14 protein-coding genes are annotated in these 14,391 nt (G+C 62.3%); 3 read left to right on the top strand and 11 right to left on the bottom strand.

Going from position 1 to position 14,391, the window contains the following annotated elements:
• Positions 1-51 precede the first annotated feature (51 nt).
• Positions 52-864, bottom strand: coding sequence for a crotonase/enoyl-CoA hydratase family protein (locus EB809_RS01225; protein ID WP_123632748.1), 813 nt, complete (start codon positions 862-864; stop codon positions 52-54).
• Between the two features lie 87 nt (positions 865-951).
• Here EB809_RS01225 and EB809_RS01220 point away from each other — a divergent pair, with 87 nt between their 5' ends.
• Positions 952-3,006, top strand: coding sequence for an NADPH-dependent 2,4-dienoyl-CoA reductase (locus tag EB809_RS01220; RefSeq protein WP_123632747.1), 2,055 nt, complete (start codon positions 952-954; stop codon positions 3,004-3,006).
• Positions 3,007-3,010: 4 nt separating this feature from the next.
• Here EB809_RS01220 and EB809_RS01215 read toward each other — a convergent pair whose 3' ends face one another.
• The 9 genes from EB809_RS01215 to EB809_RS01175 all read right to left on the bottom strand — a co-directional run bounded on the left by EB809_RS01215 (position 3,011) and on the right by EB809_RS01175 (position 10,391).
• A complete protein-coding gene (locus tag EB809_RS01215) occupies positions 3,011-4,555 on the bottom strand; it encodes a polyamine aminopropyltransferase (protein WP_123632746.1) in 1,545 nt (514 codons plus the stop codon).
• Positions 4,556-4,558: 3 nt separating this feature from the next.
• A complete protein-coding gene (locus tag EB809_RS01210) occupies positions 4,559-4,783 on the bottom strand; it encodes a hypothetical protein (RefSeq protein WP_123632745.1) in 225 nt (74 codons plus the stop codon).
• A gap of 18 nt (positions 4,784-4,801) precedes the next feature.
• Positions 4,802-5,380, bottom strand: coding sequence for a hypothetical protein (locus tag EB809_RS01205; RefSeq protein ID WP_123632744.1), 579 nt, complete (start codon positions 5,378-5,380; stop codon positions 4,802-4,804).
• A 3-nt stretch (positions 5,381-5,383) separates the two neighbouring features.
• A complete protein-coding gene (locus tag EB809_RS01200) occupies positions 5,384-6,238 on the bottom strand; it encodes a DUF350 domain-containing protein (protein WP_223807758.1) in 855 nt (284 codons plus the stop codon).
• A complete protein-coding gene (locus tag EB809_RS01195; RefSeq protein ID WP_123632743.1) occupies positions 6,235-6,858 on the bottom strand; it encodes a DUF4178 domain-containing protein in 624 nt (207 codons plus the stop codon). Before EB809_RS01195 ends, EB809_RS01200 begins: the two co-directional genes overlap by 4 nt.
• A 9-nt stretch (positions 6,859-6,867) precedes the next feature.
• Complete coding sequence (locus tag EB809_RS01190; protein WP_123632742.1) at positions 6,868-7,590, bottom strand: PspA/IM30 family protein; 723 nt, start codon at positions 7,588-7,590, stop codon at positions 6,868-6,870.
• Complete coding sequence (locus tag EB809_RS01185; RefSeq protein ID WP_123632741.1) at positions 7,587-7,997, bottom strand: YbjN domain-containing protein; 411 nt, start codon at positions 7,995-7,997, stop codon at positions 7,587-7,589. The genes EB809_RS01190 and EB809_RS01185 overlap by 4 nt, the downstream gene beginning before the upstream one ends.
• Positions 7,998-8,039: 42 nt before the next feature.
• Positions 8,040-9,077: a potassium channel family protein gene (locus tag EB809_RS01180; RefSeq protein WP_223807757.1), complete on the bottom strand. Its 1,038-nt coding sequence runs from the start codon at positions 9,075-9,077 to the stop codon at positions 8,040-8,042.
• A gap of 246 nt (positions 9,078-9,323) precedes the next feature.
• A complete protein-coding gene (locus EB809_RS01175; RefSeq protein ID WP_123632739.1) occupies positions 9,324-10,391 on the bottom strand; it encodes a YeiH family protein in 1,068 nt (355 codons plus the stop codon).
• A gap of 105 nt (positions 10,392-10,496) precedes the next feature.
• Here EB809_RS01175 and EB809_RS01170 point away from each other — a divergent pair, with 105 nt between their 5' ends.
• Positions 10,497-11,405 carry a LysR family transcriptional regulator gene (locus EB809_RS01170; RefSeq protein ID WP_123632738.1) on the top strand — a complete coding sequence of 303 codons (909 nt, stop codon included), beginning with the start codon at positions 10,497-10,499 and terminating at the stop codon, positions 11,403-11,405.
• Here the strand turns inward: EB809_RS01170 and EB809_RS01165 are convergent.
• Entirely contained in the window at positions 11,388-12,362 is a 975-nt protein-coding gene (locus EB809_RS01165; protein ID WP_123632737.1) for a GlxA family transcriptional regulator, read from the bottom strand. The genes EB809_RS01170 and EB809_RS01165 overlap by 18 nt on opposite strands.
• A gap of 125 nt (positions 12,363-12,487) precedes the next feature.
• Here EB809_RS01165 and EB809_RS01160 point away from each other — a divergent pair, with 125 nt between their 5' ends.
• Complete coding sequence (locus EB809_RS01160; RefSeq protein WP_123632736.1) at positions 12,488-14,293, top strand: acyl-CoA dehydrogenase; 1,806 nt, start codon at positions 12,488-12,490, stop codon at positions 14,291-14,293.
• Positions 14,294-14,391: the final 98 nt, after the last annotated feature.

The following is a 14,391-nucleotide window of genomic DNA, read 5'->3' as shown; positions in this document are numbered from 1 at the left end:
AGTCCGGGTGCTTCTGCCCGATCCTTCTTAACCACTCTTTGACATCACGGATCAGAAACTTCGCCGATCCGCGTATTCCTTGTCGGGTTGCCCGCTGTTGCGCGCGATCGCAGTGCGTTGGTTGGCGCGGGCAATGATCTTCTTCTGCAGTCGGGTTTCCCAATCCAGGCTGGTCTTGTCATCGGCCTGCCAGGCGCGATTGAACAGCAGCTTGGCCGCGGCGACGGCATCCGGCGATTGCTGCGCCAGGGTGTCGGCGAAAGCATAGGCTTCGGCCACCGGATCGTCGCAGACGCGGGTCACCAGCCCCATCGCCTTGGCTTCTTCACCGTTGAACCGGCGTGCCGTCATGGTCAGTTCCTTGGCCAGATCGATGGGGATCAGCTCGGGCAGGGTGACGGTCAGGCTCATGTCCGGAATCAGTCCCCACTTGGCTTCCATGATGGAGAATTCGCAGTCCGGCGTGGTGTAGCGGAAGTCGGCGCCAAGGGCGATCTGGAAGCCGCCGCCAAAACAGTAGCCGTGGGTCGCCGCAATCACCGGAGCCGGCACCTCACGCCAGAGGTAGCCCACGTCCTGGGCCAGATTGCTGATCCGGCGACCGGGTTTGACCAGCAGTTTGAGAAAGTTGACCGGTTTCTTGCTAACGCCTTTCACATCCAGACCGGAGCAGAACGCCTCGCCGTTGCCCTTGAGCACGATCGCGCGCACCTGCCGTTCCTTGCGAAGTGTGCGGGCAGTGGCTGCAACGGCTTCAAACATGGGCATATCCAGCCCGTTGTACTTGTCCGGCCGATTGAGTGTCACGGTGGCGATACCGCCCTCGATGTCGAGCAGGACCCGATCTGATTGATTGTTGGCCATAAATACCACGCTTCTTATCCATTAGTCGTAGATGGGCATGCTACCATGTCGGCTCCTGATGAGAACGCGATAAAAGGGCACCGAGACATGACAACCGCGTATCCCAATCTTCTCAAGCCCCTCGACCTGGGCTATACCGAACTGAAGAACCGGGTGCTGATGGGCTCCATGCACACCGGCCTGGAAGACCGATTCTGGAACACCCACAAACTGGCCCGCTATTTTGCGGAACGGGCCGAAGGCGGCGTCGGGCTGATGGTGACCGGTGGCTTTTCGCCGAACCTGGTCGGGCAGTTGGCCCCGCTGTCGTCCACCATGAACAACCGGGCCACGGCCTTCCTGCACCGCCAGGTCACCGGCGCGGTCCACGAAGCCGGCGGCAAGATCTGCCTGCAACTGCTGCATGCTGGCCGCTATGGCTACCAGCCGTTGATCGTCTCGGCTTCGGCCACCAAAGCGCCGATCAGTCCGTTCAAGGCGCGGGCACTGTCCACCAAGGGCGTCGAGCGTCAGATCGACGATTTCGTCAACGCCGCCAAACTGGCCAAATTTGCCGGCTACGACGGCGTCGAGGTGATGGGCTCGGAAGGCTACTTCATCAACCAGTTCCTGTGCGAGCGCACCAACAAGCGCACCGACAAGTGGGGTGGCCCCTACGAAAACCGGATGCGCCTGCCGGTGGAGATCGTGCGCCGTATGCGTGAAGCGGTAGGGCCGGAGTTCATCATCATCTACCGGCTCTCCATGCTGGATCTGGTGGAAGGCGGCCAGACCTGGGATCAGATCGTGACCCTGGGTAAAGCCATCGAGCAGGCCGGTGCCACCATCATCAACACCGGCATCGGCTGGCACGAAGCCCGGGTGCCGACCATCGTCACCTCGGTTCCCCGCGGCGGCTTTGCCGATGTAACCGCCAAGTTCTATGGCGAAGTGGACATCCCGGTCTGCACCACGAACCGCATCAACACACCGGAAAAAGGCGAAGAGATCCTGGCGGGCGGCAAGGCGGACATGGTGTCCATGGCCCGGCCGCTGCTGGCGGACAGTGAGTTCGTGCGCAAGGCCGAGCAGGGCCGGTCCGACGAGATCAACACCTGCATCGCCTGCAACCAGGCGTGCCTCGACCACGTATTCCAGGCGAAGAAAGCGTCGTGCCTGGTCAATCCCCGAGCCTGTCATGAAACCGAATTGACGCTGACGGTCGCTCCGGTCCGCAAGCGCGTGGCCGTGGTGGGTGCCGGCCCGGCCGGATTGGCAGCAGCGACTACCGCAGCCAAGCGTGGCCACTGGGTCACCCTGTTCGAAGCAGACGGCGACATCGGCGGGCAGTTCAACTACGCCAAGCGCATTCCCGGCAAGGAAGAGTTCTACGAGACCCTGCGCTACTACCGACGCCAGATCGAGTTGCTGGGCGTCGACCTGCAGCTGAATACCCGGGTGGATGTCGAGGCCCTGAAAGCCCAGGGCTTTGACGAGGTGATCGTCGCCACCGGCGTGCGGCCCCGCACCCCGAAAATCGACGGCATCGACCACCCCAAGGTGCTGGGCTATCTCGACGTGCTGCGCCGCAACAAGCCGGTGGGCAAGACTGTCGCGGTGATCGGGGCCGGCGGTATTGGCTTCGACGTCAGTGAATTCCTGACCCACGATTTCAATCACCAGCCGGAAGGCGAACAGGTCAGCGTGCTGGCGTGGCAAAAGGAGTGGGGGGTAAACCCCGAGTTTGAAGGCCCTGGCGGTCTGGCAGAACGGGAACCCACCTCGTCACCTCGCAAGATCTACCTGATGCAGCGCAAGACCACCAAGGTCGGCAAGGGCCTGGGCAAGACTTCCGGCTGGGTCCACCGCAACAGCCTCAAACACCGTGACGTGGAAATGCTGCGGGGCTGCTCCTACGACCGGATTGACGACGAGGGGCTGCACATCACCGTCACCGAAAAGGACGGCGGACCGGGCGAGAAGCGGGTGCTGGCGGTGGATAACGTGGTGATCTGCGCGGGTCAGGAGTCGTTTCGAGAGCTCTTCGACCAGCTTGCCGGCGTCGGCATCCAGGCCCATCTGATCGGCGGTGCCGATCTGGCGGAAGAACTGGACGCCAAGCGTGCCATCCGTCAGGGCACGGAGGTGGCGGCGGGAATCTAGGCCGTCAATGCCAGTACTGCCAACCGTTCATGTAGTAATCGTGAACGGTTGGATTGTCCAGGGAGCTGACCTGCACATCAGCCTGGGGTTTCAGGTCACGGGCGAACGTCAGGGCTTCCCGGAAGCTGGTCTTGTCCAGGTAACGGGTGTCGACCAACGGCGCCTTTGGCGTCAGCGGTTGAGCGCTGGTCCCGGCAAAGACAAACCCCCATTCCCCGAAGGACGGAACCTGCACATGGTAGGGCGTCACCGTCGTGAAACCCGCCGCCTTCACCGAGTGGTCCACGGACCAGAACGCGTTGGTGGCGAAGTAAGGGCTGGTGGCCTGTGTTGTAAATATCCCGCCGGCGTTGAGGTGCTGACGGACCAGCCTGTAGAACTCCCGGCTATACAGCCGCGCCAGCGAGACGTTGTTGGGGTCGGGCAGGTCCGCAAGGATGACGTCGTATTTGCTGTCAGTATCCCTGAGGTAGACCATCGCGTCGCTCGAGATCGTCTTGACGCGAGGATCGTTAAGGCTGTTCCGGTTTAGCTCGGTCAGGCGCGAGTCATGGCGGGCCAGGTTCACCACGGCCGGATCCAGGTCCACCAGGGTGATGTGCCTGATGCTGTCGTACTTGAGCAGCTCACGCGCGGCCATGCCGTCGCCGGCGCCCAGCAGCAGGACGTTCTCCGGATCCGGATGCTGTGACAGCGGAATATGGACCAGGGCGTCGTGGTAGCGGTATTCGTCCACCGACGAGAACTGGAGATTGCCGTTGAGAAACAGCCGCAGGTCGTCCTTGTACTGAGTGAGCACAATGGTCTGGTAGGGCGTCTGCTTGCGATAGACGACTCGGTCGCTGTACAGGCTGTTGCTCCAGTCTGCCACCAGCCATTGGGAAATGCTGAGCAGGACCACCAGAAATCCGGTGACCATCGTGCCTGAAAGTGTGAGCAATCGCTTTCGGCTGAGATCGAGTTGGGGCGCGAAGTACCACAGGTTCAGCAGACCCAGGGCGATGTTGATCAGGCCAAACACCAGGGACGACTGGAACACGCCCAGCCAGGGCAACACCGCAAACGGGAAGGCGATGGTTGCCACCAGCGCGCCCAGGTAATCCAGCGACAGGACGTTCGACAGGTTTTTGGCCAGGATGTCCTGGTTTTCCAGCAACCGGGTGAGCAGCGGCACCTCGAGCCCCGTCAGTACCCCCACGCCCAGGATCAGCAGGATCATGATCGGCTGGACCAGGTCCGTATAGGCGTAGGCGAGATACAGCAGCGGCACGCAGAGCCCGCCCAGGAGCCCCAGTACCAGCTCCACGGCGATGAACGCGAACAGCAGGTTGCCATTGATCCACCGGGACAGCCAGGACCCCAGCCCCATCGCCGCCATATAGACGCCGATGGTGATGGAGAACTGGCGAATGCTGTCGCCCAGGAAGTAGGACGCGGTGGTGCTGATCAGCAGTTCGTAGATGATCGAGCACAGTCCGGCGATCAGAATCGAGCCAATCAGCACCCGCTTCTGACGGTTTGCTCTGTTGTCGGATACGTCGGTTGTCATGACTTATTTACCGTAATGGATGCCTGCGCCACGATCCCCCGGGCCGCCGAGACTGCCGTTACGCAGGCTGCGGTTGGGATAGTAGCTCGGGCCGCCGAAGTACCAGAAGGACGGGCCGTGGCTGTACCCGTTGTAGCCGGTGTAGCCGTACCCATCGTTACTGAATGAGAAGAGCGCAAGATAGATCACGCCAAGCAGGGCCAGCGTGACGCCTGTTCCGAGTCGCATGTGGGAATTCCTTTCCAATCAGTGTTCGCGAAGCGCCGCCAGGGGACTGGTTCCGCCGCCGATGAAGCCAAGGACGAACCAGGCGATGATGGCGATGATGCCGGCGGCCAGGTGCGGGATGGGGCTGAAGGACGCCGTCTTCACGCTGACGGCAATGTTGCCGGTGCGCTTTTGCCCGCTGCTCAGATTGCTTTCCGGCTTGACCTTCAGGTAGTAGTCGCCGGCCTTGGGGACCGTGACGCGGGCCTTGTAGGTGCCTTCGGATTCCCGCCAGTAGTAGCCGTCGGAGTCGTAGCCGTCCTCAGACCAGAACTCGTCGCCGAAACCGGTGAGGTAGCGTTTCTGATCGTCCAGCAACTCCAGGGTAACGTAGCTCCAGTGGTTGAGCGGCAGGTTCTGCCGGACGCGGACACGCAGGATGGTATTGGGCTCATCGATGTGGATGGGGCCAAGGGTGCCGCCCGCTGCAAGGACGGTGTCGCTGACTTTCGGCTGTCCGCCGGCGAGGTTGATCACCAGGGATGTGAAGAGCGACAGCGCCGCGAACAGGAAAAGCAGTCGACGAATGATGGCTTTCTGGGATTTGGTCTCGGTCATGGTTCACCCGATCATGAAATACAGGACGGCGGCAAAACTGATGGCAATGGCGAACTCCAGGAGTCCCGCGCCGGTATTGCGGTCTTGCGCGATTTCGCGATTGAGGTCATCCCGGCTGATCAGGACCTTGTCAAAGAACAGCCGGGCGCCGATCAGGTAGATGAACACGCCCAGGATGTTGATGCCGAGCCAGGACAGGTTGGCCGTCCAGCTGACGAAGTCGTCGTTCGTGGCGGCCATGATGACCAGGCTGATGGCGACCATGCTGCCGCCAAAACCCAGGCCCGCGGCGAGATTCGCGCCCGCGATCTCATCCTGGATACGGTAGGGGGTCAGCCACTCGTAAAGACGACTGAACAGCAGCAGCGCTACCTGGCCGATGGCGTAGAAGACCAGGGCCGTGATAACGCCGCCGCCTTCTCCGTGAATCGCCCCGGCGACGACAAACGCCGACGCCAGATAGTTGGCCCCCTGGACGACGCCGGCCGCCTTGTTGTGATCGTCGCGGATGGCCGCCGCGATGGAGAATTCGTGCAGGATGAAGCGGTCATTAAGGTAACGGGAGACCGTGAGCAGGACCAGGCCAAGGCCGGTATAGCCGGCCACCACCGCCAGGTCCATCAGCCAGCCCTGGCTAGGCCCCAGATAGGCGCCGCAGAACAGCACGGTGAAGCCCGCGTAGTAGCCGGCGAGGCCGCACGCCTGGGCGACGTTGTCGTTGCCGGTCAATTCACGGTCGATGTCGTAGGGCGTCAGCCAGCGCTTCAGGCCCTTGGCGACAACAAACAGGACAAGGAAAAGGGCCAGCATGCTGGCCCCCCGTCCCAGGTGTTGAAAGTCCATCTCCAACAGATTCACGTTGTTCCTCCGAGACTGTAAATTCTGATCCGTTCAGGGTTGATGCGTTCGGTGAGGTAGGCGCGGCAATCGTCGCCCCAGCGCTCGATACCCAGGTCGTGGCGATCGTCGTCGCCTTCGTAATCCCAGAACGTGACGTCCTCGGCCTGGTCCGGATCGCTCTCACGCAGGAAGCGGGCACGACCCTGTTCCGAGAAACGGAAGGTGATGCCATCAACCACCAGGGTTTTCGCCGGCGCCTGATGGCCCGACAGCGAAGACGGCGTGAGGCCGAGCTCTTCCAGCGACAGGCGTTTCAGTGTGACGCTCGCTTCCAGTTCATCGTCGCGCTCGACATCCACCCAAACGGTGCCATGGCCCGCCTCACATTCCAGCTCGAACCAGGCGTAGTCATCCTGACGGTAGGTGTGCCGGGCCCTCACCCGGACATCCTGTTCTTCGCGGTTCGGACCATGGGGTGGCAACTGCAGGACGCCGCCCGGGCCGGCCTGTTCAATCGTTCCCGACCCCGGAGAGACCGGGGCTTCCGGGCCGGTCCGGGGTGTCCGGTCCGCTTGCCAGGTCCGGTAGCCAATCACGCCGAGGGCAATGAACCCGATCACCAGTAGCAGGTTAACCACGACGACTCCTTAGGCTTTATCCGACCGGTTGCCGTCGCCGTTCAGACCCATTTCCTGTTTCAGCGCGTCCAGCGAGGCGGAACCGCCGGACGAACCCAGCGCCTGATCGATCTCGTCATCCAGGCTGTGGGTGGGTTTGGCCATGTCGCCGTAGGACTCGGCCAGCGCTTCCTCTTCCTCAACGCGGGTCCGCATTTTCTCAAGCGTGGCAATGGTCGAGGACGAGTCGATCTGTGCCATCTGCCGGTTGATCTTCTTGGTGGCGCTGCTGACCTTGGCGCGGGCCTTGAGCGTCTTCAGCTCGTTCTCCCATTGGGTGATCTGGCTGCGCAGGTCCTGGATCCGGTACTCCAGGTCGGCCGCCATGCGATCGTACTTGTCGCGTTCGCCCCTGGCGCGCTCTGCATTCGACTGGGCCTGTGTCTGCTGTTCCAGTGCGCGGCTGGCCAGTCGGTCGGCTTCTTCCTGTTCCAGCTCTCCCGAAGAGGCGCGCTGCAACAGACGCATGGCCTTGTGTTTGTAGTCGTCGGCCTCGGCGCCGGCCTGTTCGGTTTCGCGCCGGCTGCGGATGGCGATGACTTTGACCTCGGCCAGACTTTGCAGGCTGTTGTCCAGGTCCCCCTTGAGATCCCGGATGGCCTGCTCACTCATCTTGATGGGGTCTTCCATCTTGTCGATGGCGGCGTGCGCCTCGGCAGAGCCGAACTTGAAAAGACGTTTGAACAGGTTCATGCGACGTCACCTCCTTGGCGGGCGTAAGTAATCAACTGGTCAGCGTGTTCGGCCAGCATCAGGCTCAGGGCATTGATGGAGCCTTCCAGTTCGTTGAGGTCAATGTTTTCCAGCTGCAGCGTGTCCCGGAAAATCAGAGTGCGACCGGTTTCATCCAGGCACAGGGCGCCGTGGACGGTTTCCCGGTTGATCTGCAGCAGGGTCCGCAGACAGTCGGCGTCCGGCTGCGCAAGCTTTGCGATGACCTGCTCGATGACGAGGATGTCGTCCTCGCAGTCGAGCACCAGGTTATGGATGCCGCTTGTCGGCGCCTCGACGATCAGCATCTGCTCGTCGGCGTGTTCTTCCAGCACGGTCAGCGGCAACTGCTGGACCAGCGATTTAAGGGTGTCGAATGAATGGCTCATATCGGGGCTCCTGATGATTGGATCCTGTGGCAGCGTATTGGCTCAGTCGGTCGCGCCGAGTGCTTCGCGAACCTCGTACTCGGTGGGAATGCGATCCTCATGCACCATCATGATGAGGGCGCAGGCATCAAACCGGTGATCGGCGGCCGGGTGGCATTGCACGTGTCCGAGATCGTCCACGTACGCCAGCAGCGTTCCGAGTCCTTTTTCCATCAGCCGGCAGACGCTCGTTGACCAGGTCGCGTCGCTCAGGGGGATGTCAAAGCGGAGCGTGTGGTCGTCCTGGTGGGTAAACAGGTTCTCCAGGATTTTCTCGGCGCCGGGGGCGACGATGGAACGGACCAGAATTTCGGGATAGGCCCGCACCGGACGGATGGTGGTGTTGGCGCCGGCCCGTTCGAGGCGGGGCCGATTCCGCTCCTGGACACACTCGGCCACAGTGTAGGGCGGGTGGCCCTCGCACATTTCGGATAGCTGCAACAGGACGTCCAGCGTGATGCTATCCGACGCGCGCTTGTATTCATCGCCCGCCAGCACGATGATCGCTTTGGCGGCAGCGGGCGTCGTTGCGGCCAGCGCCTGTTGTTCGGAAGGGCTGCCGTGGTAATGGACAACGCCCATCTCCCTCAGTTGCGTGGGCAGTCCGTTCGGGAAAGCATCGGTCAGTAGCTGCACCGGCGCTTCCGAAAAGCCGTCCGCGGCCCGGATCTGGCCCACCAGCCGTTCAAAGTACAGTGCCGCGTTGGCCTTTGGACTGTTGATGATAAGAATGTGATCGGACATGTCCCACCTCCACAAGCCTTTGATCATGTGATCTTTTCGTTTGATTCGAAAATCGATGTAGTCGCTCGCCAGCTCCGCCAGCAGTGTAATGCCAGCGATGTACAGCAGGAGTGTGGTGCAAAGGCGCCCCATGGCAGTAGACGCCGAAAGGTCGCCATAGCCGACGGTCGTCAGTGTGGTAACGGTCAGCCAGAGGGCATCGCCGATAGTGAGTTGCTCGAAATAGAGCATCGCCAGGACATGCAGGCTGGACAGCAGCGCCAGCCAACCGGCTGCACGTAATAAACGTGTCCGCATGTCATTCTGGAGGCGGCGGGTGAAGCGGGTGTAAACGCGTCTTCGCTGGAGCAGACGTAAAAACATAAGCGGTGCTGGCCCTTCCTGAGCCGGGAACTCCTGTCACTGCACGCAAGAAAGTCCGGATGTGGGGCCGGCGTGGCTGGCCGACGACACCCTGACTGGATTAAGGCGATCGCGACGCATACTACCCATTCTTGCGGGCGGGCGCCATACAAACCGGATGGTTCCGGGCTTGTGTGGCCCTTATGACAGGGCGGAAATGGCCAGGTTTATGCCGTACCCTGCGACCACCAGAAAGCCAAACAGCAGACCGCCCAATAACAGCGGCCGTACCCCCGCCTGACGCACCGCCCCGATGTGGGTGCGCAGTCCCAGAGCGGTCATGGCCATGGTCAGCAGTACCGTATCCAGCGCAACCAAACCATTGACGAGCTCTGCCGGCACCACGTGGATTGAGTTGAGAGCGCTGACGGCCAGGAAAATGACCGCAAACCAGGGAATGCCCAGACCGGCTCTGGTTTGATCGCCGTGTTGCTGGTGCCGCCGCAACCACTGGCCCAGCAACATCAGGAACGGCGCCAGCATCATCACCCGCAACATCTTTTCGATCACCGCGGTATTGCCGGCGGCCGGGCTGATGGCGTTGCCTGCCGCGACCACCTGCGCCACTTCATGGACGGTGGAACCCACATAAAGGCCGTACGCGTGCTCGGACAGGCCCAGCCACGGGTAGATCGCCGGGTAGAGGAACATTCCCAGGGTTCCGAAGACGACGACCGTTGCCACGGCCATCGAGACCTTGTGCGATTGGGCGCGGACCACCGGCTCGGCCGCCATAATGGCCGCGGCCCCGCAGATCGAGCTGCCGGCACCGATCAGGACAGCGGTTTCCCGATCCAGCCCCAGCAGGTGGCGTCCCAGGAACAGGGCGAGCATGAACGTGAGCGTCAGCGTTGCTACATCGGTCAGAATCCCACTCCAGCCCACCGCGACAATCGCCTGAAACGTGATGCGGAAGCCGTAGAGAATAATCCCGAGTCGAAGCAGGCTATTCTTGGAAAAGTCCACGCCGGCTGCGGTTTCGTGGGCGATGCGGGGAAAGACGGTGTTGCCCAGGACAATCCCGAGGACGACCCCGATCGTCAGCGGGCTGAGACCATGGGCCGCCACCCAGGGCTTATGAGCCAGCCACAGGCTGATCACAGCCACCGCCAGAACCAGGGTCACGCCCAGCCGGAACTCGCGATGGCGAAGTCGGGGCAGGGGGTTGTGGGGTGTCGTCAGCAGGGCGTGCGTCAATCGACCCATCATGGCCGTGTCCTCCGAAGTGGTTTTGATGCTAAGGACACGGTAGGGTTTGCTTATAAGTAAAACGAATATATTGTTTTCATTTTGGAATAACCTTAGGTTATGGCCATGAATCTGCACCTGTTACGCATCTTCTTCAATGTGGCCCGTGAAGGCAGTTTTTCACGAGCCGCGGAAGCGCTGCACATCAGCCAGCCGGCCGTCTCCAAGGGCGTACGGGAGTTGGAACATCAGCTGGATGTGGCCCTGGTTGAGCGCGCACAGCGCCAGAGTGGCGCAAAATCCCGGGTAATGCTGACGCCGATCGGCGAGGTATTGTTCGAACATGCCCGGGGCATTTTTGCCCTGGAGAAAGCGGCCATTGATGACATCCACGCCCGGGTTGGCCTGCGCAAGGGCGCGCTGGTGGTAGGGGCCAGCACGACGATTGCCGGTTACTGGCTGGGCCCTTATCTGGCGCTGTTTGCAGATGCCTGGCCGGACATCGCCATCGAAGTGCGAGCGGGCAATACCGAGTCGGTCAGTCGCTGGCTGATTGACTGCGAAGTGGATGTGGCCCTGGTGGAGGGCGCGGTCGCCGACGAACGCCTGGAGAGCCGTCACTGGGAGGACGATGCCCTGGTCATTATCGGGCCGCCGGACTGGGAGCAGAGCCTGCCCGGATCGTCGTTGGACGCGTTGAACGGCGAACGCTGGGTCCTGCGCGAACCCGGATCCGGAACCCGGGAAGTGACCCGGCAGATGATGGCAGATCTGAAGATCGCACCGGCGTCCCTGATGGAAGCCGGCAGCAACGAAGCGATTGCCCGGTCGGTCGCCTGTGGCGCTGGGTTGGCGATTGTGCCACGGGTCGTGGCCGCCGACCTTCTGGAGCTCGGTCGCGTCACGTTGATCGAGCCGCCGGCGATGCCGGCCCTGTCCCGGCCCCTGTATCAACTGTTCCACCGGGACCGTCGCCTATCGCCCGCTGCGGGACGTTTCGTGGATTTCCTGGAAGGCTCAACGGCCGAGTCGTGACCGGTACGCATTGGGGGACAGCCCGGTGCTGTCCTTGAACAGCCGGGAAAAAGAACTGACGTCCTCATAGCCCACCGCCTGGGTAATTTGCTCCACCGAACGGGCGGTGGTTTCCAGAAGATGGCGGGCGGATTCGACTCGTAACAGCTGCAAATAGCGATGGGGTGTTTCGCCGGTCGCCGCCTTGAACCGGCGCAGCAGCGAGCGGCTGCTCAGTCCCGACTGATGCGCCATATCCTCCATGCTCAGCGGATGGGTGAAGCGGCCATCGAGCCAGTCCTGCAGCGCCAGGATGGTGTCGTCCTGGTGATAACGCCGGGTCTGCAGAGCCGCATACGGCGCCTGGCTGCGTCGGCCCGCATCCACCACAAACGCCTTGGCCAGTTCGCGGGCAACCTGTGCGCCGGCATAACGCTCGATCAGCAGGATACCCAGATCCCACCAGGCGGTTCCGCCCCCGGCGCAGGCAATCGGGCCATCCACTGTGACCAGCTGTTCCGGCACGCAATCCACGTTGGGGTAGCGTTGCCGGAACAGCGGGCTGAATCCCCAGTGAGTGGTGGCTTTGCGCCCATCCAGCAGACCCGCTTCGGCCAGCAGGAAGGCGCCGGTACAGTTGCTGGCGATCGATTTGCCCTGATCGGCCTGCTGTCGCAGCCAGTCGAGCAGGGGGGCAGCCTGTTCCAGCGTCTCCTCGATCGGGCCGCCGATGGTCGGCACCAGGATCAGATCCCCCGGGTCGGCATCGGCCAGGCTGCCGTGGGCCAGTAGCGCGATACCGTTCAGGCACTGGCAGGGGCCGCCGTCACTGGTCAGCAGGCGGACTTCAAAACGGCGTTCCGGACGTTCGCCCTGAATCCGCGCCCAGGTGACGCCGGCCAACTGGAACAGGTCGATCATGCCGGTGATGGTGCTGGCAAGGGCGCCGGGAAAACCGACGATGGAGACACGCTGCATGTGGCTTGAGTCGCTCTCGGATAGGATTGGCGATTTTCGCCAAGATTGTGTCAGAAATGACGGTTTTCACCAATGCCGGGGTGTGACACCCTTTGCGCTATTTCCCAACAAAGGCAACAACCACCATGACCGATACGCTGATTAACCGACGCGATCTGGACTTCCTGCTGTACGACGTGATGGATACGGCGTCCCTGAGTGAGCGGGAACGGTTCAATGAGCATTCCCGCGAGACCTTTGACGCGGTCATCGAAACCGCCGATCGCATGGCCCGGGAAAAATTCGCGCCGCACAACAGCCAGGCGGACAAGGACGAGCCCCGGTTCGTGAACGGGCAGGTGGAGATGTTGCCGGAAGTGAAAGAGGCGTTTAAGGCCTACGCCGAAGCCGGCTTCATTGCCGGACGTTTCGACTACGACCTGGGCGGGATGCAGCTGCCGGAGTCGGTGATGGCCGCTTGCAACGGCTTCTTTACGGCCGCCAATCCGGGCACCGCGGGTTACCCCTTCTTGACCACCGCCGCCGCCAACCTGATCAAGGTGTTTGGCTCGGAGGAACAGAGGGCGAAATACCTGCCGCCGATGCTGGACGGCCGCTACACCGGCACCATGGCGCTGACCGAGCCTCACGCGGGCTCGTCCCTGAGCGATATCCGCACCACCGCATCACCGACCGACGACGGCCACTACCTGATCAAGGGCGCCAAGATCTACATCTCCGGCGGTGAGCAGTCCATCAGCGACAACATCGTTCACCTGGTGCTCGCCAAGATCAAGGGCGCGCCTCCGGGCGTCAAGGGCATCTCGCTGTTCATCGTGCCCAAATTCCTGACCGACGATCAGGGTGACGTGACCGGTCGCAACGGCGTGGCGCTGGCGGGTCTGATTCACAAGCTGGGTTATCGCGGGACCACGTCTACCGCGCTGAGCTTTGGCGACGATGCGCCCTGTCACGGCTATCTGGTGGGCGAGGCGCACCAGGGCCTGAAGTACATGTTCCAGATGATGAACGAAGCCCGGCTGGGTGTGGGCTTTGGGGCGGCGGTGATCGGCTATCGTGGCTACCTGCACAGCCTGGAGTACGCGAAGGATCGGCTGCAGGGCCGCAAACCGTCCGATCCCGATCCCACCAAACCGCCGGTGCCGATCATCGAACACGCCGACGTGCGCCGCATGCTGCTGGCCCAGAAAGCCTATGTCGAGGGCGGGCTGGCACTGTGCCTGTATGGCGCGCGCCTGGTGGATGACCAGAACTCCCACCCGGATGCCACGGCTCGCGAGGAAGCCGGCAAGTTGCTCGACCTGCTGACCCCGGTGATGAAGGCCTGGCCGTCGGAATACGGGCCCAAGGCCAATGACCTGGCGATCCAGGTCTACGGCGGCGCCGGCTACACCCGGGAGTACCCGGTCGAGCAGTGCTGGCGGGATAACCGTCTCAACCCGATCCATGAGGGCACCAACGGCATCCAGGCGCTGGATCTGCTTGGCCGCAAGATCTGGCAGGATCGCAGCCACGGACTGCAGCTGATGATGCAGCGCCTCCAGGTGGACCTGGAAGCGGCCACCACCTCGCGCTGCCAGCAGTGGGCGCTGTCGCTGAGCGAGACCCTGCAGCGGGCGGTGAAAGTGACCCAGGATCTGGGCGCGGCCCTGCAAAAGGAAAGTCCGGATCGCGTGCTGGCCAACGCGTCCTGTTACCTGCACCTGTTCGGCCATATCTCCGTGGCCTGGATGTGGCTGCGTCAGGCCAATGTGGCGGAAGCCCGTCTGTCAGACACTGGCATCGCCGAAGCGGACCGCAACTTCCTGGAAGGGAAGCTGCAGGCGGCCCAGTACTTCTTCCACTGGGAGTTGCCAACCGTCGCCCAGGACATCGTGTTGCTGCAGAATCGCGACGATACCTGCCTGGAAATGCGCGGGGAATGGTTCTGAGCATCGGGTGATCCCGCGCCGCCGACCGCCCGGTTGGCTAAAAGTGCCATCCTGAACCAGACTGAAAGGTGTCCATTTGGACATCTTTCAGCACGTTC

This window comes from Marinobacter sp. R17 (assembly GCF_003789045.1).
In the GTDB taxonomy this organism is placed as follows: Bacteria; Pseudomonadota; Gammaproteobacteria; order Pseudomonadales; family Oleiphilaceae; genus Marinobacter_A; species Marinobacter_A mangrovi.
Note: the sequence above shows the minus strand (reverse complement) of the source record. Positions and strands in the feature narration are given on the sequence as shown.